The organism is Gottfriedia sp. NPDC057991 (assembly GCF_042886615.1).
In the GTDB taxonomy this organism is placed as follows: domain Bacteria; phylum Bacillota; class Bacilli; order Bacillales; family Bacillaceae_G; genus Gottfriedia.
Window position 1 is genome coordinate 215,525 of sequence record NZ_JBHVQN010000007.1, and the last position, 22,041, is coordinate 237,565.

Annotated in this window: 18 protein-coding genes; 8 read left to right on the forward strand and 10 right to left on the reverse strand. The window is 31.8% G+C overall.

The genetic code is table 11. The annotated features are described in order from the left end of the window. The first annotated feature begins 511 nt into the window (after nucleotides 1–511). Nucleotides 512–1,657: a cation:proton antiporter gene (locus ACFVR2_RS21820; protein ID WP_387366723.1), complete on the forward strand. Its 1,146-nt coding sequence runs from the start codon at nucleotides 512–514 to the stop codon at nucleotides 1,655–1,657. A gap of 446 nt (nucleotides 1,658–2,103) precedes the next feature. Continuing rightward, on the forward strand, nucleotides 2,104–3,297 hold the full coding sequence (locus ACFVR2_RS21825; RefSeq protein WP_387366726.1) for a COG4705 family protein: 1,194 nt from the start codon (nucleotides 2,104–2,106) through the stop codon (nucleotides 3,295–3,297). A gap of 646 nt (nucleotides 3,298–3,943) precedes the next feature. On the opposite strand, the gene ACFVR2_RS21830 is transcribed toward ACFVR2_RS21825, so the two are convergent. From ACFVR2_RS21830 to ACFVR2_RS21850, 5 genes are all read right to left on the reverse strand, one after another. Further along, the gene (locus ACFVR2_RS21830; RefSeq protein WP_387366729.1) at nucleotides 3,944–4,822 is read right to left on the reverse strand and encodes an alkaline phosphatase family protein; all 879 of its coding nucleotides are present in this window, start codon (nucleotides 4,820–4,822) and stop codon (nucleotides 3,944–3,946) included. A 474-nt stretch (nucleotides 4,823–5,296) separates the two neighbouring features. Then, complete coding sequence (locus ACFVR2_RS21835; RefSeq protein ID WP_387366732.1) at nucleotides 5,297–6,037, reverse strand: ABC transporter permease; 741 nt, start codon at nucleotides 6,035–6,037, stop codon at nucleotides 5,297–5,299. After that, a complete protein-coding gene (locus ACFVR2_RS21840; protein WP_387366735.1) occupies nucleotides 6,037–6,765 on the reverse strand; it encodes an ABC transporter ATP-binding protein in 729 nt (242 codons plus the stop codon). Before ACFVR2_RS21840 ends, ACFVR2_RS21835 begins: the two co-directional genes overlap by 1 nt. Before the next feature lie 302 nt (nucleotides 6,766–7,067). Continuing rightward, nucleotides 7,068–7,967, reverse strand: coding sequence for a hypothetical protein (locus ACFVR2_RS21845; RefSeq protein ID WP_387366738.1), 900 nt, complete (start codon nucleotides 7,965–7,967; stop codon nucleotides 7,068–7,070). A 1,733-nt stretch (nucleotides 7,968–9,700) separates the two neighbouring features. Further along, nucleotides 9,701–10,795, reverse strand: a complete 1,095-nt coding sequence (locus tag ACFVR2_RS21850) for a tetraprenyl-beta-curcumene synthase family protein (protein WP_387366741.1) — start codon at nucleotides 10,793–10,795, stop codon at nucleotides 9,701–9,703. Between the two features lie 158 nt (nucleotides 10,796–10,953). Between ACFVR2_RS21850 and ACFVR2_RS21855 the strand changes: the two genes are divergently transcribed. The 5 genes from ACFVR2_RS21855 (at nucleotide 10,954) to speE (ending at nucleotide 17,046) form a co-directional block, all read left to right on the forward strand. Beyond that, entirely contained in the window at nucleotides 10,954–11,481 is a 528-nt protein-coding gene (locus tag ACFVR2_RS21855; protein WP_335411555.1) for a gamma carbonic anhydrase, read from the forward strand. 495 nt (nucleotides 11,482–11,976) lie between these two features. Beyond that, on the forward strand, nucleotides 11,977–12,510 hold the full coding sequence (locus tag ACFVR2_RS21860; RefSeq protein WP_387366744.1) for a phosphatase PAP2 family protein: 534 nt from the start codon (nucleotides 11,977–11,979) through the stop codon (nucleotides 12,508–12,510). A 12-nt stretch (nucleotides 12,511–12,522) separates the two neighbouring features. Then, nucleotides 12,523–13,674: a glycosyltransferase family 4 protein gene (locus ACFVR2_RS21865; protein ID WP_387366747.1), complete on the forward strand. Its 1,152-nt coding sequence runs from the start codon at nucleotides 12,523–12,525 to the stop codon at nucleotides 13,672–13,674. Between the two features lie 208 nt (nucleotides 13,675–13,882). Then, a complete protein-coding gene (gene speD, locus ACFVR2_RS21870; protein ID WP_387366750.1) occupies nucleotides 13,883–14,719 on the forward strand; it encodes an adenosylmethionine decarboxylase in 837 nt (278 codons plus the stop codon). After that, complete coding sequence (gene speE, locus ACFVR2_RS21875) at nucleotides 14,719–17,046, forward strand: polyamine aminopropyltransferase (protein ID WP_387366753.1); 2,328 nt, start codon at nucleotides 14,719–14,721, stop codon at nucleotides 17,044–17,046. Before speD ends, speE begins: the two co-directional genes overlap by 1 nt. A gap of 113 nt (nucleotides 17,047–17,159) precedes the next feature. On the opposite strand, the gene ACFVR2_RS21880 is transcribed toward speE, so the two are convergent. The 4 genes from ACFVR2_RS21880 to ACFVR2_RS21895 all read right to left on the reverse strand — a co-directional run bounded on the left by ACFVR2_RS21880 (nucleotide 17,160) and on the right by ACFVR2_RS21895 (nucleotide 20,017). Next, nucleotides 17,160–17,585 carry an OsmC family protein gene (locus ACFVR2_RS21880; RefSeq protein WP_387366756.1) on the reverse strand — a complete coding sequence of 142 codons (426 nt, stop codon included), beginning with the start codon at nucleotides 17,583–17,585 and terminating at the stop codon, nucleotides 17,160–17,162. 38 nt (nucleotides 17,586–17,623) lie between these two features. Further along, nucleotides 17,624–18,319: a pirin family protein gene (locus ACFVR2_RS21885; protein ID WP_387366759.1), complete on the reverse strand. Its 696-nt coding sequence runs from the start codon at nucleotides 18,317–18,319 to the stop codon at nucleotides 17,624–17,626. A 201-nt stretch (nucleotides 18,320–18,520) separates the two neighbouring features. Next, a complete protein-coding gene (fosB, locus tag ACFVR2_RS21890) occupies nucleotides 18,521–18,943 on the reverse strand; it encodes a metallothiol transferase FosB (protein ID WP_387366762.1) in 423 nt (140 codons plus the stop codon). 39 nt (nucleotides 18,944–18,982) lie between these two features. Then, nucleotides 18,983–20,017 (reverse strand): DUF2332 domain-containing protein, encoded by a 1,035-nt coding sequence (locus ACFVR2_RS21895; RefSeq protein WP_387366876.1) that lies wholly within the window; start codon nucleotides 20,015–20,017, stop codon nucleotides 18,983–18,985. A gap of 121 nt (nucleotides 20,018–20,138) precedes the next feature. Between ACFVR2_RS21895 and ACFVR2_RS21900 the strand changes: the two genes are divergently transcribed. Further along, nucleotides 20,139–20,648, forward strand: coding sequence for a DinB family protein (locus ACFVR2_RS21900; protein WP_387366765.1), 510 nt, complete (start codon nucleotides 20,139–20,141; stop codon nucleotides 20,646–20,648). A gap of 51 nt (nucleotides 20,649–20,699) precedes the next feature. Here ACFVR2_RS21900 and ACFVR2_RS21905 read toward each other — a convergent pair whose 3' ends face one another. Beyond that, nucleotides 20,700–22,025, reverse strand: coding sequence for an amidohydrolase family protein (locus ACFVR2_RS21905; RefSeq protein WP_387366879.1), 1,326 nt, complete (start codon nucleotides 22,023–22,025; stop codon nucleotides 20,700–20,702). Nucleotides 22,026–22,041: the final 16 nt, after the last annotated feature.

Sequence of the window (22,041 nt, forward strand, 5' to 3'; positions counted from 1 at the left end):
GTAATGTTTTTCAGTTCATTTTACGGAATTCGAATTGGATATTATTATTAATTGGATTAATTGCGTTCATCAATTACTGGTCAGTTTTTTATCTTGTCTCATTATACAGAGGATTTCGTACTGAATCTTCACAAGTAAATCAGATGACCCTTTGGGTAATTTTTGGATATTTCTATGGTTTTTTCGGGAGTATGATTTTAATTTATGTACACTCTTTTGTACTAAAACATATGTTATTTTTTCGAAAAATAAAAAGTGCCATTTCGTTTATACTCCTTCATTTTGCTTATTTTATTTCGCTTATTTTATTAATTCTATTAAACTAAGTTTCTATCTAATTGTTACCAATCTATTACTTAAGCTTGTTTTCTAATTCAATTTTAGTTTATACTTAGATTAAATTTAATGCATTGTTCGGAGGAGCCTGTCACGATAGGGATAAGTATGTAGTATTTTACTTACCCTATTGTGGCAGGTTCTTTTTTTATGCGATCAGACAGGAGATGAATTTATGCTTTATGTGCAACTTGCGATTATATTGATTGCCTCTAAAGTTTTTGGGGATTTAAGTACAAAGCTTGGTCAACCTGCAGTTTTAGGAAAGCTTTTAATAGGGATCATACTAGGTCCAGCTGTACTTGGAATCATTACTGAAACAGAAACATTACATGAAATGAGCGAAATTGGCGTCATTTTACTTATGTTTATTGCAGGTTTAGAAACCGATGTTAATGAATTTAAACGAACTGGGAAAGCTTCTTCTTATGTAGGTGTACTTGGAATACTATTCCCATTATTCTCAGGTTATCTTTATGGTATCTCTATAAATTTAAGCCAATTTGAAGCTATTTTTTTAGGGTTGATTCTTTCTGCAACTAGCGTAAGTATTTCTGTAGCTACATTAAAAGAAATGGGTAAACTTAAAACAAAAGATGGTGCGACAATTTTAGGTGCTGCTGTAATTGATGATATTGTTGTCATCATAGCTTTAGCATTTGTTATGAGTTTCAGCGGTAGTGCCGTTAGTTTACCAATTCTTTTATTTAAAAAGTTTATATTTTTTACATTTGCTATATTAATCGGGTGGAAGGTTGTACCTTGGTTCCTAAAAAAGTTTATAAAACTAAACGTTTCAGAAACACTAATCTCTGCTGCCTTAATAGTATGCTTCTTATTCTCGGCCTTTGCAGACCAAACAGGAATTGCTGCAATAATCGGAGCTTATATCGCAGGTATTTCGATATCCGTTACTAAGTTTAAACAAGAGGTTTTTGAAAAGGTCGAAACGATTGCTTACTCTGTATTTGTACCTGTGTTTTTCACTTTAATCGGTGTATCAGTTCAATTTACAGGGTTAAGCCATTCGATTCCGACCATTATTATGATAAGTATTATCGCTATATTAACGAAACTAATAGGTGGAGCATTAGGAGCAAAACTGGCGGGTTTTCCAACTAAAAATTCACTCGGAATTGGTTCAGCAATGGTATCACGCGGAGAAGTTGCCCTAATTATGGCATCAACTGGCTTAGCAAATAATCTTTTAAGTAAGGAAATGTTTGCGATTCTTGTTATAGTGGTACTAATCACAACAATTGTAACTCCACCACTTATGAAGAAATTTTTTACAGAGAGTAATGGAGCAACTATGACATGAGCCCGAATGGAGCTTATGGATTTAGATATAATATATTGAAAAAAAAGAATAAATAAATGAAAGCAGATTGTATATGTACGAAACAAACTGCTTTTTTATTTTACGATCATATTAAAAATTTAGTATTCCATTAAAAAGCCTTAACTAAATCAAATCACTCGAAAGATAAATATGACCAAGAAATTTTAAATTATTACACTCAAAAATAGAAGTAGTTTTTATAGACAAAAAATTTAAAGTTAAATAATAGGTTAATGATTGCAGGGTTATATGCAGCTTTTAAAATTGTATCCGATAATGTTGATTATGCAAGAATGTATAAAATATCAAATAGTTGTAAAAATAAAATATCCTATTTACCCCTATTTACCTGTATTTTCATTTCCCTTTTATAATTATGTGTAAATATAAAAGGGAAATCTAAATCAAATGAAAGGAGTTTATTTATGGAAGAAAACCAAAATAAAATGAAAACATTACTTAACAAAGTACCAGAAGTTACAATCTATTTCTGGATTATCAAAGTTTTATGTACAACGGTAGGGGAAACATTTGCTGATTTCCTAAATTTTAACTTAGGTTTAGGATTAGGACCTACTACGTTTATCATGGGTGTAGCATTTTTCATCTCATTGTTTTTTCAATTCAAAGTAAATAAATATACTCCAAGTATTTATTGGATAACTGTTGTTCTGATAAGTGTATTCGGAACATTGGTAACTGACAATTTGACAGACGCAATGGGAGTACCTCTTGAGACAAGTACAATTGTTTTCTCAGTACTACTAGGATTAACGTTCCTTTTTTGGTATCTTAGTGAAAAAACACTCTCTATTCACTCAATTTTTACAAGAAAAAGAGAAGTTTTCTATTGGCTTGCCATTCTTTTCACTTTTGCACTAGGAACTGCAGTTGGAGATTTATATTCCGAACAACTTGGTTTAGGGTATTTTAATACAGGATTAACAGTAATTGTTATCATTCTTTGTGTATTTTTAGCTTGGAAGTTTTTAAAACTTGATGGGATGTTAGCTTTTTGGATTGCATATATTCTAACTCGCCCACTTGGGGCATCTTTAGGAGATTACTTATCTCAGCCCAAAGTGAATGGTGGGTTAGGTTTAGGAACAACAAGTACAAGTATCATTTTTCTTATCGCAATCTTAGCGATCATCGTATTCCTTGCTGTTACAAAAATTGATTCTTCAGCAAAAGATGAAACTACAAAAACGAAAGAAGCAAATAGAAGTAAGAAAAATGTAATGACACAAACTATTTTGGTACTGTGCATTTTCTTAGCAGTTGGTATTGGCGGTTATGTTAAATTATCATCAAAAGCCGCATCTACTAAAACAACATTATCAGGCCAATTATCTGATTTTGTAACAATAGAAAATAAAATACTAACTGAAGTGAATACTAAGAACTTTGCATCAGCCAAAAAAGATGCTGATACTCTGGAGCATCAATGGGATACGTCAGAGGCTAAACTTAGAAAAATAGATGGCTCGACATGGACTAAAATTGATGGAACCATCGACGTTGTATTAGCAACTGTACGCACATCAAATCCAGATGCAAGTAAATGTAAAACTGCAATTAATCATTCGCTTAGTGTAATAGACGCCGCGAATAAATAAAAACCGTTTAAGAATTGCAAATTGAGATTCCTTATTTTATTAAGGATCTAACTTAAAAACCCCCTTATCAGTAAAAAGACAAAAAAGGATAGAGGGTAAGGCAAGCGTAATTGATAAATTCCCCATATACATTATGATTGATTTTGGCACTAGTTTTTTGAAGATCAACTTCATATGCTAGTGTCTTAATTTTTATACAGCCCTTCTTACAAGTGTTTCTTCTCTTCGTTTGTCATAATAATTAGCACCCATTTTTTAATAAGGTTCTCTCTTCTTTAAAAGGTTATAAACGTTCTTTAAAACCGCGTGACTAATCGAAATGGCAGCTCGATTTTTAAATCACCTTGAGCCATTCAATGATATTTGGATGTTAAGAACTTCCATTTGTTGTACAATAAATTCATGCTTAATTTATTGAGCAAATAATCTTTTTTGATTTTTTAGCTGTCTATATTTAGAACTGCATTCAAAAATATATCTGTAAATAGAAGAGGAATCGTTTACTACTTTATATGAGACTTTAAGATAATAGAATAATTACGGATTCCACATGTTAAGTGGGCTTGAAATCTATATTTATTTTTAAAGAAAAATAAAAGGAACTAGTTTTAATTTAAAATAAAATAGTGCATTAAAGCATTTTTTATTATTTCCATATATTATTAATCGTTTTAACTGATTTACTTGTACCTGCATGTTCTAATCCGTAAATATCCTCAATAGTATGTAAGAGATTAAAATGGTTTAACTTTTCGTTAAATTGCCCTTTTTTTACCATGGGACCGACAAAAAAAGTGGGAATTTTGTTATTATGTGAAAGGTCATCTTCATCCCATGTTACAATTAATAGACTATTATTCATTTTTGCCCAATTGACATAAGCACTTATTTGTTTTTTTAACCACTGGTCTCCTTCTTTAATTGATCCATCGTGCATGTCATTTTGGATATTAGGGATTATAAATGAAACAGTTGGCAGTTGCCTAAAATTTGTTGGGAATTTTTCTAATGGCTGATTTGCTTTTTTTGTGACGTTAGTAAAATTAACCCAGGGATTGTGCCTACGTGCATAATCTTTGTTGTATTCTCCATTAAATCCAATTGAAGGTAGGTCTTCAGAATAACCGACAAACGTTAATTTTTTTTCAATAAGCTCATTTGCTAAATTTTCTGATGAGAATTTTGTTTTTGGTAAATCATCGTCAGTGATACCTTGATTTGATCCAGAGAACAAATCCAAATAATTCGGCTGGCTAGGATGTTCTATTGCATGATAGTTAGTTAAATTGGCACCTTGGGCCATTAGTGAATTTATATAAGGTGCCGAATGATTTCCCATAATCTGTTGCTTCGCGTGATTTTCCTCAATTACTATAACGACGTGATCAATTTTCGGAATTTTCAACTCTTTTGACGGATTAATTATAAATAATTTATTCGTAGTCTGTTTTTTTGTATTAATTTGAATACAAGCAATTAAAACAAAACATACTGAAAAAAGTACTAAACCCCATTTTTTCAACATAACACTACCCTTTATATTAATTATTTTATTGTTTTAATAAAATTAAAGGATCTTTAACATCCTCTAATTATTTCCTCTGTATTATTCCTTAAAGCATAAATTCTCTGTGCATAAGCAAAAGCAATTACCAATCTTGGATCCTTCTTGTCATTTAGCAAAAAAGAGGGTGTTCAAAATTAAGATCATCTTCTTATTAATGTTGAAGTATTTGAGGACATTTAGTACAAAAAAGAACAGATAAAGCAGCTATATATTGCTCCTTATCTATCCTATTTTCTATACTTTTACAATGAGAGACTTTTATAAAAGTATAACTTGCAAGTTTTAAAGGATATGCTCTTTCTTAATTTAAACTTCTTAACACTTCAGAAATACATTTAAAATCAATTTCCAATGTAAATCTAACTTTAGACTGATCCCATAGACATATATTCAGAGAAATAAAGGCTAGTAAAATCAACTTAGATTACTAAATTAATACTCTTGTTTATCAAAAAAATAATATCCGATTATAAAAAAAACGATCATGTATCCTAATAGCATGAAAAAATGATTTAAATTATATAAAAGTGTTCCACTTGATAACCATTCGTGTGACCAGTTTAAATAATTGGTAAATAGTATATTATTAAGACCTGAGATAAATAAAGTTATTATTTGTATACCAATATAAACTAAAATTCCACTGATCAGTGCTGTACTGCTACTTTTAAAAAATTGCACCACAAAGGTTGTGAAAACCATAAAAACAACAGCCGGAATAACATCCATAAAATAAGTACTTATCACATATAAAATATGGTCAATGGGTAATTTTAATATCATACTTGAAATAATTGAAACCAATAACGCCATCACTAAACAACTAACAATATAAAAAGCAATTGCTATATTTTTTGAAATAAAAACTTTTAAACGACTTATCGGTCGAATCAATACTAATTTCATCGTTCCGTCAGCTACTTCTCCAGAAAAAAGTTCTGCAGACACCATAAATATAAATAATGGTAATAGTAAATTCGTTAGTATACTTAAGATAATGGAAGGATAATCTATAGAATCCATCGCTATAAAAACTAATTTTTGTTTTATTGAAGAGATAAAGAATGCAGGTAAGAAGCTGATCAAAGCTATTAAAAGTAAAGAGACAATTGTCTTTTTCTTCAAAAAAAGCTTCTGTGTTTCGTTTAAAACATTACCAACCAATGTATCCATTATTTTAATACCTCTTTTTTTATTGAGGACATATAAAATTCCTCTAATGAATTAACCTCTTTTTTAATTTCAGAAATTTCTTTTCCATTATTCACTAATTCTCCATAATGGATAATTGCAACTCTACTACACATAAGTTCAATTTCATGGACAAGATGACTAGAAATAAAAAATGTAATTTGCTGTTCTTTAGCTAATTTTATTATTAGATTTCTCATTTCAATGGTACCTTCTATATCGAGACCATTTGTAGGTTCATCTAATATAACGAACTTTGGCTTTGATAACAGTGCTATCGCTAATGCTAGTCTTTGTTTCATACCTAATGAAAAATTTCTGACTTTCTCGTTTTTATATTCTTTTATTTTAACAACGTCCAGAATCTCGTCAATATCAGTTTCGCTTATTGACTTATAAAATCTTGATGCTATTTTCAAATTATTATAAGCCGTCATATATAAATATAAATCAGCTGTTTCAATTATCGATCCAACATGTTTTATAGCTTCTTCAAAATTTTCATGCAAGTTCGTTCCAAATATGCTCACGGTCCCAGTTTGAATTGTATTTAATCCCACTATCGCCTTCATTATTGTTGTTTTGCCCGCCCCATTAGGGCCAAGAAATCCAAACACTTCACCTTTATAAACTTCAAAGTTTATATTTTTAACTCCTCTACCATTTTTATATATCTTTGTTAAATTATTGACCTCAAGAATTTTTTCCATATATGCCTCCATTTAGAAAAGCCAAGCGCCTACGTCAATATCAGACCAATTACGATGTTTTTCTCGTATTTTTAGATACTATTTGTCTGTTAAAATATAGAAATCTGAAATTACTTCAAATTTTTCACTACAAGTAATAACATACTTAAGGCTCTCATTACATATAACAATGAGTTTGTTTTATCATGTTCTACCATCTCTATATTAATTCTATTTATTATTTAAGATAAAGTTGAAATTTGAAAAACAAAGAAGGGAGAACCAAAAGCTAAGCTTTTGGATCGCTCCCAATCAAAATATTATTATTCTCTATGGTCTTCTTTAAAATGGCGAGTGATAACCTTTACTTTTTTACCAGATAAGTTAATAGTATCTGGTGTTGTTTTGTTTATATTTGATAAATCTAGATTAACATCAATTTCGATGCTGTGAGTTTTACCTTTAGCATCTGTACCATTTATTACGATTACAGCATCTTGGTGATTAATAACTTTATTATTAATATCCACATTAGATTTCACACTATTTATTGTAATATCGCTCTGAAGTTGTGGAATTAAATTTTTTAAATTTTCTACCTCTGTAAATTGTTCATCTTTGTTATTTTCCTTGTTATTATCCATTTCGTCATGAGATTCACCAGCTTTAGTTAAGGCAATTGATGCAAATGCATTTACTAACGGAGTAACTTGATTTTTATCCATTGCAATTGTTAATTTAGATCCATCTTGATTAGCTGTTACACTATCTTTCATATTACCAACTAAAGAGTCAATGATAACTCCCACACTCTTTTGTATTTGAGGGTTCACTTGATCATGATGGTCTTTAAATTTTTCAAATTCATTTTCATGAACTAAATATTGATTACTGCTACTTGATTTTGTAATTTCTTTTCCACCTTGATTGTAGGAATTAATAGTTTCAGTCTTAGCTCCTACTGTGATAGTCTTTGTGCTGCTAGAAGCATTTTCTTTTTGGTTTTGTTTCATGTTTGCGCTAGCATCAAATAATTGAACTCCATTATCCTTAACAGCAACATGTAAAGCAACCGTTTCATTTGTTAATTGCTTAGTTTGCATTACAGCTTCTTTATATGCTTCATAGCCAGATACTTGAGAGGCACTAGCAAAAACCGTACCACCTAGTAAAGCTCCACCTATTGTAAGACTTGAAATCATCATAATATTTTTTTTCTTCATAATCAGTTCCTCCATTTACTTATTTTAATTAAAGTATTTTAAATAAATTCCGTTCTCGTCCCAAGTTCAACCCCAAAAAAGAAGTAGCATTTATGTATGACTAATCTAAAGGTTGATTTTGACTCCTAAATCATTTTAAACAAGGAAACTATTTCATAAACATTTAAGAAAGTAACTTAGGTAACATTGTTATATTCTAATTACATATACATCACCACCTATTTCAAAGATTCTTTAATTACGATAATACAAGTTATTTCAAAGTCTCTTTAACTTTCAATAAATATTTAGCATTATAATTAGATACGATACAAAATAAAAATGAAAACTTGATGAAAATATGTTCCAATTCTATTTAATTTTTGGTGTTTACAAAAACGAGCTTCAATTAAACTGCCAGTTACTTCGAAATCGAGTAGGAGGCGCGTTACCGCGCCGACCTCTCACACCACCGTACATACGGTTCCGTATACGGCGGTTCGAAAGTTTATGAAATTATCTCACTCAATAATTTTAATTTTAGTTCTTTCCAGTAGTTATTATTTAAGGCATAATCTAGAGTAGGATTATTTGAGGTGCGCCAATATCCTTTCCTTGAGTTGGCACATCTCTAAAGAAAATGCCATTTTAGTGGGCTTCCTCACTTTTCGAAAAGTCGCCAACTTACTCCGCCGCCGTGCTTCACACTTCTTGCATTAGGGTCTATCTTTTCGTCTACGGGTCTCTCGATTTACCGCATCTCCTTCAGACAATACCTCGCGATAATGCCCTAGATTAGACTTCTCGAGCTAGGGCAGTCTCCTCGAGTATGGATTTTCACCATCTGGAATTCATAATTTTATCCTTCATCCAGTCGTTAAACCGAAGTGTCGTCTCTGTCTAAATAAAATAATTGAATGGCGCTGACTAGGTCAGCACCCTATGCGACTGCCCGTCGCACAAAAAGTTACCATTGGCAACTTATACTAGTTGAGTAGAATGGAGTATTTGATTGAGGTGATTTAATGGCAGTTAAAGAGGTTGGAACACTAGACGTATTAAAATGGATCGAATTGCTATTAAAGTCAAAAATCATTGAAGAGAGAAATAATGGTTACACCTGAGGCTACCCATTAATTATTAGTCTACTCTGTTTAGGATCTGTTTTAATTGGGTTAGGAGTTTTATTTGGAGGGGAAAACTCATTGTTCAAGAGTCTGTCGATCAGGAAAATAAAGGGATTGCGCTTGCAACTGTTCCGTTATTCCAGACCATAGGTGCTACAGTAGGGGTTAGTCTGTTTGGAAATTTATTATCAACAACACTTACATCCAAATTACAAAGCTTAGGTGACATACTTCCTGAAAGTATGGCAATAAATATGAAAGGTTTAGCTGGTGCGGGTGTTCACATGGGTTAACTGGTGAGCTATTAACACAAATTAAAACATTATTTATTGAATCATTTCAGCATATTTACATGTATTCATTTTTCATCGCAATACTTGCGTTTGTCTTAAGTTGTTTTTTGAAAAAAGAAGTATTATCCCCGAAATCAGAAGAAGAAAACTTACAAGAAAATTAGTCGAGGAAACTGTAAAGTAGTTATGCCTTGATAAATAATTAAGTGTAGTTAAACGAATCTTTTAAAAAATAGCCTTTGCTCTCAAAAAAAGAGCAAAGGCTATTTTTTAGTATTTTATAACACTACTTATTATTAACAAACTTAACACTTTAGTTTTCATGTAATTATTTTCAAACTGATTCCTTCACCCTTTTATTACTCGCCTTTAACTCTTTTAATTTAAAATATAACTTAGCATTTCCGTAGAAAAAGAATGATGTCAAGCCACCGTTCTTAACAATCCCTCTTCTAATTCTTTTCATCTCGTCTGGTCCTGCCATTTTTTTATCGGCCAAGTAAATGCCTAACAATCCTTGACAGATCATTCGATGAAAACGATAGTCTTTTAAATCTTTTAAGGCTTGATTACTCTTAGTTGAAAAATACTCAATCCTTTTTAACATGACATCTTTTGAAGGATAATAACTGCAGAAATTTAAATCTCCGCCTTCTTCGTCTTCCTTTTGATCAATTACATAATCTAGTAGTATATGAAGTCCTTGGACATAAGGGAAATAACTCTTATAAACTTGTTCAAATAATTCTTCAGAAATCACTTCGTTAAATGAATAAGAAACTAAACAAAAAATCCCAAGAGTTGAACCTGCGCACGCAGAGAATTCATACCATTCTAAGTCAGAAAGTTCTGGTTGATATTTTTCAAACCAATTTGTTAATCTAGGAACTCGCTCTTCTTTTTTTACATGCTTATGTATTTGTAACTTACAATAATAATCAGCAAGCTGGACTAAGTACTCTTTAATTCCCTCATAATGCTTCGATTGATTTAAACTACTATGACACTTTGAAACTAGTGCACGTAAATATCCACCATCATCTTGTTCTTCTCGGAAGCGATAATACATTTGATCTGATTTTTGACATTTTACTGCATCAATCATTGACTCATGTAATGCTTCAAAATCAACTGGATCAAGCGAAGTACTACGATCGCATAAATTATCTAAGTAATCACTAATTGTTTGATATGCAACGATAAACTCTATTACTGGTTTTAAATTCTTTTCAGAAAGTAATGCTAAAATTGCACCACCTTCACAATGGAATGTTTTTGTATCGATACTCATTAATGCTTGTTTTCTAAGTTCTCGATTTGGAATTGTCGTCGCAAAATTTCTCCAATAGTTTAATTCCTGATGCACTAAAGGAAAAACAGCTTTATAAACTTTCGGCATTAATTGTATCGGATTTTTAGGTAGTGACATTTTTTCACTCCTCCCTATTTTTCATTAATTACATATTGTTAAAATAAGTTATACTCATATTGAAGTAAATATTATGGAGGTGAACTACGTTGCCTTGTTGTTTAGACAATAACACTAAACAATCATCGTATTTTTTATATGCTTGGCAACGGTATAGTATGATATTACCATACAAAGGGAAGCAACCCAAAATCGAACCATCAGCTTTTATCGCTTCAACTGCAACTGTTACCGGTTCTGTCACAATTGGAGCAAATAGTAGCGTATTTTTTGGTGCAGTAATCCGTGGCGACGTTAATGATACAATCATTGGAAATGATGTAAATGTGCAAGATTTATCTGTTCTTCACCAAAGTCCAAAATGCCCTCTTATTTTAGAAGATGGCGTAACAATTGGACATAGTGTTATTTTACATAGCTGTACAGTTAAAAAGAATGCATTAGTTGGGATGGGTTCAATCGTTTTAGACGGTGCCGAAATTGGTGAAGGTGCAATGATTGGTGCAGGAAGCTTAGTCCCAGGCGGAAAAGTAATACCTCCTAACACATTAGCCTTTGGTAGACCTGCTAAAGTAGTTCGAGAATTAACAGAAGAAGACATCACTGATATGGATCGAATTCGTAGAGAATATATTGAAAAAGGACAATTCTATAAAAAAGCAGAAGAAGAAAATCTGTCAAAGTAATTTGAGGATTTGTTTACATACTAGTGAAAAAGAGAAGGACTGGATTTAAGCCTTCTCTTTTTGTTTCACTGATAAATTTATTAATTTCGGTCTATTTTAAATCTATTTTATGAGAATTTCATGTAAATACTGTTGTTTTGGCTCAGTTTATTTATCATTTGTGATCTTATTTGCAGTTTTACAGGTTTTATTTGCAGTATTGACTTTTTTAATTGCAGATTTGATAGTTTTATTTGTAGTTTCAGCTTTTTTATTTGCACCTTCAAGGATTTATTTGCTGTTTTAGCCTTTTTATTTGCACTTTCCTATTTTTTATTTGCACTTTTCATAAATTTATTTGCACTTCACGGTTAATGCATACCCCAATCATCCCCGCTCCAATCCGTTTAATAAAAATTTACATATCTAAATTATTCATTTACAAAAGCTTCTATTTAAATCCATAAACCCTTTTTATAATGAAGTTACAACAATCAGCATATTGGAGGATGAAAAATGAGCGCTATTCTTCAAAAGATTCACACTTATGAATGTCAACTGTTTTATCGCGTTAATTCATTGTTCCAGAAGCGTTACTTGAATTTTTTCTTTCGTAATATTACACATCTTGGAGGAGCTACTTTTACAATTGCATCAGCATTAATTTTATTAATTTATTCCAAAGGTGAATTGCATGAAGCATCAATCTTATGTTGTTGTACCCTTGCTCTTAGCCATATTCCAGTTCATTTTCTTAAACGTTTTTATCCACGTAAAAGACCTTATCTTAAACTAGAAGGTACTTTTGTTCTAAAAAACCCTTTAAAAGATCATTCCTTCCCTTCTGGTCATACAACAGCATTTATTTCTGTTGCACTTCCAATTATGATTTATATACCATTTACAGCATTTATTTTACTTCCTTTAGTTTTGTGTGTTTCTTTCTCTCGAATTTATCTTGGCTTACATTATCCATCTGATGTATTTTTCGGAATTTTACTAGGTATATTTACTACATTTATTTCACAATTTTTCATCTATCATTTGTAAGGAGGAGAAGTTATGAGAGTAGCTATTTTTACAGACACCTATATTCCTCAAGTGAATGGTGTTGCCAAAACATTAAATAGATTTACAAATTACTTAAAAGATCATGGCCATTCATACCATGTGTTTGCTCCTGAGGACTACGGTTTATCTTCAACGGAAGATGTAACAAGATTAAAATCTGTTCCATTTAAAATTTATCCTGAATGTAAAATTTCATTTCCAAACCTTTCTAAAATGAAAAAGACACTCAAAGAATTTAATCCTGATATTATTCATATCGCAACGCCATTTACTATTGGATTAAGTGGTCTTCATATTGCTAAAAAAATGAAAATACCTTTGGTAGCTTCGTACCACACAAATTTTGATCATTATCTTCAGTACTATAACTTAACCTTCTTAGAAAATATTTTATGGAAGTATTTAGATTGGTTTCATAAACCTACTCAAAAAATATTTGTACCTTCGAAGGATACATTCAATCATTTAGTGACGAAAGGTTTTAATAATCTTTCTATTTGGACCCATGGCGTTGACTGTTCAATTTTTCGTCCAACTCTAAATCATAATGAAATAAAACAAAAATATAATATTACTTCTAAATATACGGTTTGTTTTGTCGGAAGAATTGCACCTGAAAAAGATTTAGAAACCTTATCGAAAATAATAAACTATACTAAACAACGTTTTAACAAAAATTTAACTTGGTTAATCGTTGGAGATGGTCCAAAAAAAGAAGAAATGATCAAGAAAACGGGTAATGATCAAATTATTTATACAGGCTATCTTCAAAAAAAGGAGTTAGTTGAGATATACGGTTTGTCTGATTTAATGGTCTTTCCTTCAGATACTGAAACATTTGGAAATGTAGTACTTGAAGCAATGGCGTGTGGAACACCAGTGATTGGTGCAAATGCAGGTGGAGTTAAAAATATAATTAGAGATTATTCAACTGGTGTTCTTTGTGAGCCTCAAAATACATCTTCTTTTTGCCAAGCAATTGAGGATTGCTTACTTGGAAACGAGATGTTGAAGCATATGTCAAAAAAAGCAAGAGATTATGCATTAACTCAAGATTGGAATAGCATCTTTAATAAATTAGTACTGGAATTTGAACTAATCTTTAAACCACAACCACCAATCCTCATATCTAAGAAGGCTTGAGATTTTTCAAGCTTTTATTTTCTGAATATTTTTAATAAAACAACAAAAAAACTTATCGATCAGTAACTCATCAATCCTCAACTTATGTGAATAATGAATAATTCAAAAACAAACAATATATATTGAGTAGTTACACTAGCGACTATTGTACAGTCGCTTTTACTTTTGATACGTACTTTTTCACTTTGTAAAATTAGGAGGACAATAGATGAATATTTCATCGTCAAATAATTTTCAACTTTATGGTTTTAATAACTTAACGAAATCACTAAGTTTTAATATGTATGATATTTGCTTTACAAAAACGAAAGCAGAACGTGAAGCATATATTCAGTACATCGATGAACAATATAACGCTGATCGTTTAACAAAAATTTTAACTGAAGTTACGCATATAATTGGAGCTCACATTCTAAATGTTGCAAAACAAGATTATGATCCTCAAGGAGCAAGTGTAACAATTCTCGTTTCAGAAGGTCCGGTTGATAATCCTTCATCTGAAACCTTTTCCGAATCACCTGGTCCATTACCGGAGCTAGTAGTAGCAGCTTTAGATAAAAGTCATATTACTGTTCATACCTACCCAGAATATCATCCGGATGATGGAATTAGTACGTTTAGAGCAGATATTGATGTATCTACTTGTGGAGAAATTTCTCCCTTAAAAGCCTTAAACTATTTAATTCACCAATTTGATGCCGATATTATGACAATTGATTATCGTGTTCGAGGATTTACTCGTGATGTTAGTGGTTATAAATTATTTATTGATCATGATATAAACTCAATCCAAAATTACATTCCTCAAAAAATAAAGGACATGTATCAAATGATTGATGTGAATGTGTTCCAAGAAAATATTTTTCATACGAAATGTAAGCTGAAACAATTTAATTTAGATAATTATCTTTTTGGCTACACAAAAGAAAAATTAGATGCGGATGAAATTTCAGAAATAGAAGAAAAAGTGAAGTATGAGATGGATGAAATCTTTTACGGTAAAAATTTGTGGAATGGTCCTGATGTGGAGGATATTGATGGATGATGGATCACAGTAAAACACCTCTTTTAACTGAATTAGTCCGTTATGCTAAGGAAGATATTACAAGCTTTGATGTTCCAGGGCATAAAAGAGGTAATTCACTCGAGGAATTAAGAGAGCTTTGGAGTGATCTGGCTCTTAAAATGGATGTCAATTCTTCGAAGCGTGTTGATAACTTATCGCATCCAACAGGTGTAATCCAAGAAGCCGAAACTTTATTAGCAGATGCGTTTCATTCAGATAACGCTTATATGTTAGTAAATGGTTCGACTTCTGGAGTTCAATATATGATTATGAGTGCACTTGAACATGGAGATAAAATTCTCCTGCCAAGGAATGTACATAAATCAGCAATAAATGCATTAATCTTAGCGGGTGCTAAACCAGTATTTATTGAACCAGAAATCGATTATGAGTATGGAATTGTAAATGGTGTTTCAGTAAAATCTGTTCTTCATGCCCTAGATTTAAATTCGGATGTTAAAGCCATTCTTATTATAAATCCAACTTATTTTGGAGCAACTTCAGATTTAAAACAAATTATCGACATTGGTCATTCCAGGGGGATTCCTGTTTTAGTAGACCAAGCCCATGGTGCTCACTTTTCGTTTCACCCTGATTTACCAAGTAACGCTGCCCTTCTTGGTGCTGATCTTGTTACCCTTAGTTTGCATAAAACTGGTGGTGCTTTAACACAAGCATCAGTTCTATTACATAATGATGGGATCATTACTAAAAATAGGGTTCGATCTACAATTAATTTATTTCAAACAACATCTGCTTCCTATTTACTTATGTGTTCAATCGACGTTGCAAGAAAGAAATTAGTTTTAGAAGGTCAAGAGCGTTTTGAAAAATTACTCAATTTATCAAGACAAGCTAAAGAAGAAATTAACTCTATAAAAGGATTAAAATGTATTACGCGAGATTCATATCGAAATGGCGTTGGAGTTTTCGATTATGATGAGTTAAAACTCGTTGTGAAAGTTTCAGATTTAGGAATGTCTGGTTTTAAAGTATATGACATGCTTGCAGAAGAATATAAAATTCAAATCGAACTTGCCGAACCTAATGTCATTTTAGCAATTATCTCGCTAGGTGATAATGAAGACACCATTCAAACATTAATTGATGCATTAAGAGATATTAGTAACCGATATTACGGTAAACTTCCAAAACTTGAGACAGATATAAGTGTTGCATTAAAAAATCCTAAAATGGTCATGACTCCTAGAGAAGCGTACTATCATCCAAAACGTATTATTTCAATTCATGATGCTAGCGGTTTAATTAGTGGTGAATCAATCATGATTTACCCTCCTGGTATCCCTCTTTGTATACCTGGTGAACTAATTTCAACCGAATTGATTCAGCATTATCTTTATTTAAAATCAGAAGGAACGATCACAATCAACGATGATGATGATCCTTATATTATAAAGGTCGTCGATCGAAGTTTGGAGGAAAATTTAATGGATTTATGGTATACAGAGAATCACCAAGAAGATACGAAGTTCTCCATAAAAGTTCAAGAGCATATTCATTCTGAAAAAAGCGAATTTCAACAAATCGATTTCTTTAGAAGTGAAACATTTGGAACATTCTTTACTCTAGATGGATATATGATGGTGACTGAAAAGGATGAATTTATTTACCATGATATGATTACGCATGTATCAATGGCCGTTAATCCAAACATAAAAAAAGTGCTAATTATCGGTGGAGGCGACGGAGGTACTGCTCGTGAAGTACTACGTTACCCAAGTGTGGAAGTTGTTGATATGGTAGAAATTGATGAGCGAGTTGTTAGACTATGCCAACAATACTTGCCTTTAACGGCTTCAAAATTAGATCAAGACAGTCGATTAACCTTATATTTCGAAGATGGCCTAAAGTTCGTACAAGAAGCTGATGAAGGTTATTACGATTTGATTTTGGTAGATTCAACGGATCCAATTGGACCTGGTGAAGGGCTTTTTACAGTTGCTTTCTATAACAATTGCAAACGGGTATTAAGTGAAGAAGGTATACTGATTAACCAGCATGAAAGTCCATATTACGCTAGTTACGCCCACGAAATGAAACGTGCTCATTCCAAAATTAAAGAAACATTTCCGATTTCAAAAGTCTATCAATTCCATATGCCAACTTATCCATCTGGTCATTGGTTATTCGGATTTGCTTCAAAAAAATATGACCCAATCAAAGACATTAAAGCTGATGAATGGAATAAGTTAGGGATTGAAACAAAATATTATAATACAGACCTACATGTTGGGTGCTTTATGCTTCCTACTTATGTAAAAAAACAATTAGATAATGAAGAGTAAGTAAATTTAATGTACTTTGTCTACAAACTAAAACCAGCAAACTGCTGGTTTTTAAATTGCAATTAAAAAAGCTGCCCCAAAAGTACTTTTACTTTAGGGACAGCTAGATTTTATTATAGTACTTCAGCATCCTTCGTTCCATTTAAAGTGAAACTTGCTGTAATGTTAGCGTTTAAAGAATGAGCTACTGAGCAATATTTATCCTTTGATAATTTGATCGCTTTTCGAACTTTTTCTGTATCTAACTCTCCACCTAATATATAATGCAAGTGAATATCAGTAAATCGCTTAGGGTGCTCCTCAGCTCGTTCACCATTTACTTCAATTTCGAATGAAGTTAGTTTTAATCTCATTTTTTCAAGGATTAATACGATATCAATCGCTGTACATCCTGCTACTGCATTAATTAAAAGTTCAACTGGTGTAGGTGCACTATTGTCCCCACCTAATGACTCAGCAGTATCCATTTTTATCTCATGGCCAGATGGTGCAATTCCTGAAAAGGCTAACTTACCATCCCATTTAATACTTGTTTTCATTACCTATTTCCCCTCCAATAAATAGATTCTTTCATTTATTATTTTTTCATTTCTACTACTAAATAATGTGAAAAATCTTTTGATTTTATTTTAATATCTTCTTCAATTATTTTTGCAGCATCGCTAGCTTCCAATAGTTCTCCATTCACAATGGCATTTCCTTCTAATAAGACTAAATACGCTTGTCGATCCTTTTTCATTTCAAAAGTAATTTCTTCATTTTCATTTAATGCAAGCGAGTAAATATTTGCATCTTGGTGAATTTTAATTGGGGCACTCCCTTCAACAGGAGATACCATATGATACCATTTTCCTTCTCTCTCTTCCCAATCTGATATTAAGTCACCGTAATTTGGAGTATGACCTGCTTTGTCAGGAATAATCCATAATTGAATTAATCTTAATAAATCCTTGTCCATATTGTGTTCACTGTGATATACACCCGTACCTGCACTCATGTACTGTATATCGCCACGTCCTATTTCATGTTTATTCCCCATACTATCAGCGTGTGTTAAATTCCCATTAATGACATATGTTATGATTTCCATATCACTATGTGGATGAGTACCAAATCCTCTGTGTGCTTTAATTAAATCATCATTTAATACTCTTAATACACCAAAGTTCATATTACTTGGATCATAATAATTTGCAAATGAAAAATGATGAATTGTTTTTAACCAACCGTGATCAGCGTGGCCTAATTGTTTACTATTGATTTTTTCGAACATAGTTTATCGCTCCTTTAATTTTTATCTTTAATTCGAGATATTTAACAAAGAATAACTCATCTAGATATCTTATTATTTTACATGTTTAAAACGATATTTTATATTTCATTTTACCGAGCTCTTAACTATATTGTATCAAAAAATATCTTTAATTCAAGATATTTTTTTGTAGAAAGTTTAGCTAAACTTCCTATCCAACAACTAAATATAAAAATCCATATGTGGTTTTGTTTGCTTATAATATTCGATTCGATCTCGCAGGGTACCAGTATGAAATTCAAATTTATGTCCATCTGAATCAGTAAAATAAATTGAATTTTTATCCCGGTTATCTCTTTCACGTCCATTTAATATATTCACCTTAAGTTGAACTAATTTATCATACATTTTTTCAAATTGGTCTTCATCAATTGTAAAAGCCATATGGGTATATGAATGATGAATTTCATTTCTAGGAATAGCCTTCTCTTCATTTAATGCAAGCCATATTCCATTCAAATCAAAATAGGCTGTTGTTTTGCCCTTTACTAAGAGAGTTGCATCAAATACGTTTCTATAGAAGTCGATCGCTATATCAAGATTAGATACTGAAAACAACAAATGATTGATTCCTTTAATCTCCATTTTTACTCCCTCATTTCATAGCTAATTATCAATATTTTACTAAATCCTCCATTCGAACCATTTCCCATGACCTTCTGTTTCACCAATTACTTCGTCATGCTTTACCCCATCAATATAATAGTCAAGATGTAGCATTCGATCCCAAATATTGTTATATAGATGAAACACATCTCTATTTTCACCAATACCTTCAATAGTTTTTAGTAAACTTTGTTTTCCCTCAACTGGTATTTGATTTGCGACATGTGTATGAAAAATACATAGAATGGAATCATTTGATAGCTGTTTAACTACTTCTGGAAGTATTTTAATTCCGTCTGCTTCTATTAAATTGATTTCATTTTCCTTCATACTTATAACAGCTTTTTCAAATAATTCTCTTCGTTCAAAATGCTCTGGCCATATTAAGGCTTTTAGCCACAAATAGTCTTCTTCGTTTGTTAAATCATTTACGTGTAAATCTATTCCATATCGATCAACAACTGGAGGCACTTTGTCTAATAATGGGAGAATAGTTGGACCTTTATCTTTTACCTCTGAATCAATGAGTACATTAGATTTTATATTCCCATAAATAGTTTCGCTTGAGCTATAAGAATACTTATATTGATCCCATAATAGTTGAAGTCCAGCACTAGTTCCTATTTCTATTAACGAGATTGGTTTATTCACCTTTTGATAAATGTAGGAAAAGCATGGATAAAGATATGCACAACGTCTAACTTCATTTGTTTGGACAATTTTCGTTTGAATAAGCTGAATAATTTCGTTTCTAAATTTTTTACAAAAATCCTGAAAATATGGATAAGAATCTTCTAATTTTTTTGGCCTTTCTACAAGACTCGGATAGTAATCTTTCAACGGATGATGATTGCCATTCATTAATAAATAATGAATGGAACCTAATAATAAATTAGGAATAGGCTGACCACCTTCCGCAAAAGTACACAAATCAAGTATCTCTTCGTCTTCTGATATTTTTAATGATAAATATTCATATAATCCACTAGAATTTTCACATTCATTTTTCGCAAATTGCTTAAAACGTTGCTTCAGCTGAATATTCATATTAATCATCCTTAATATTTTTATTTTTCAAACTTCTATTTACATAATTTTACCATAATATATAATTTCCTTATTGTACTATGCTTTGTTGATCTTTAATCTTAAAACTTTGAGGTGATTAATAATGATGTCTAGACCAAATTCAAACGAATATAACCCACACTTTAAAGGTTATATTGGACTAGTTCCTGAAGGGGACTTACAAACTATTTTGAGGAAGCAGTTAGATGAATCAATCAGTTTTTTTAAAGGAATCTCTAAAGAAAAATCCGAATACCGATATGCGGAAGGCAAATGGAGTATTAAAGAAGTTCTTGGACATTTAGTCGATACTGAGAGAATAATGTGCTATCGTCTATTGGCAATTGCAAGAGGAGACCATACTCCATTGCCATCTTTTGATGAGAATGCCTATAATGATAATGCAAACTTTAACCGGCTTGAGCTAGAGCAAATTATTTATGAATTTCAAACTGTTCGCCAAGCGACTTTATCTATGCTAGAAAATTTATCTAATGAAACATTAGATAATGAGGGGAATGTTCTAAATCACCCAACGACACCTCGTGCCATTGCTTATATTATTGCAGGACATGAGTTACATCACTTAAAAATCATCAATGAACGATATTTTTAAATTAGAAAGAGCAGGAAAATCCTTTTCCTGCTCTTCTTTGTAAACTTACTTTTAAGCAAATCTACTCTGTAATCGATTTACTTCTGCGATTACTTTTTCTTCATCAATTGTTAAACTAATACGGTCTTTTACGATTGCTTTTCCATCAATGAAAACATCACATACATCGCTACCACGTGCAGCGTATAGTAAGTGAGAATATGCATTACTTAATGGTTGTAAATGCTCTTTATCAAATGGATAAATTGTAATAAAGTCTGCCTTTTTATTGGCTTCAAGTGAGCCAGTATGTCCCATTCCTATAGCATCTGCGCCACCTCGAGTAGCCATCGTTAATGCAGTTTGTGCTGAGAATTTCGTAGCATCTTTATACATTCCTTTTTGTAGCAGAGCAGCTATCCTCACTTCTTCAAACATGTCTAGATTGTTATTAGATGCTGTGCTATCCGTTGCTATACCTACTTTTATTCCGGCGTCTAATAAACTAACCACATCAGCAACCCCAGAACCTAACTTCAAATTACTAATTGGATTATGGGCAACTCGTACATCATATTCCTTTAGTATCGCTCTTTCTTCATCATTTAGAACTACACCGTGAGCCATTACTGTCGGCTGATTAAATACACCTAATTTGCGAAGATGTTCTACAGGTCGATTCAAATAGCGGGTTTCAATATCTTGAATTTCAAAATCTGTTTCAGATACATGAATGTGCATCATTAGATCATTTTCTTTTGCAATACGTGCACTTTCAATTAGAGCTTCTGGTGTACATGCGTATGGACTATGAGGTGCAACCATCGTTGTTAGACGGCCTTCAGCAAACCTTTTGTAGTCTTTTGAGAATTGCTCAGCACCTTTAAGATTCAATCTTTGCTCTTCTTCTGTTCCAAAGCTAAATATTGAATATGAAAATGCTCCTCTAATTCCAGTTTCACCAATCGTCTCCATGACAACATTTGGATCGATTCCATTAGGGTTAAACATATCTGAAAATGTTGTAGTTCCCGACTTAACCATTTCTAAAATACCAAGCTGTGCACTTACAGAAGCAATTTCCGTAGTATATTGTCTTTCGATTGGCCATATTTTAGTTTCTAACCAAGGCTTTAGTAGCATGTCATCTCCAATACCACGTAAAAGCGTCATAAGAATATGAGAATGTGTATTTACAAGTCCTGGCATTACCCATTTCCCTTGAAGATTAACTACTTGATCCGCATCCTTCATTAATTCTTCAGAATGATTTCCGACATAAGTAATGAATTGATTTTGTACAATCATCATCCCATTTTCAAAAATTTGATTCTCCTGATCCATTGTAAAAATTGTTGCATTTATATAGACTGTTTTCATTATTATTTCCTCCCTAATCCTCTTTAAAATTGTT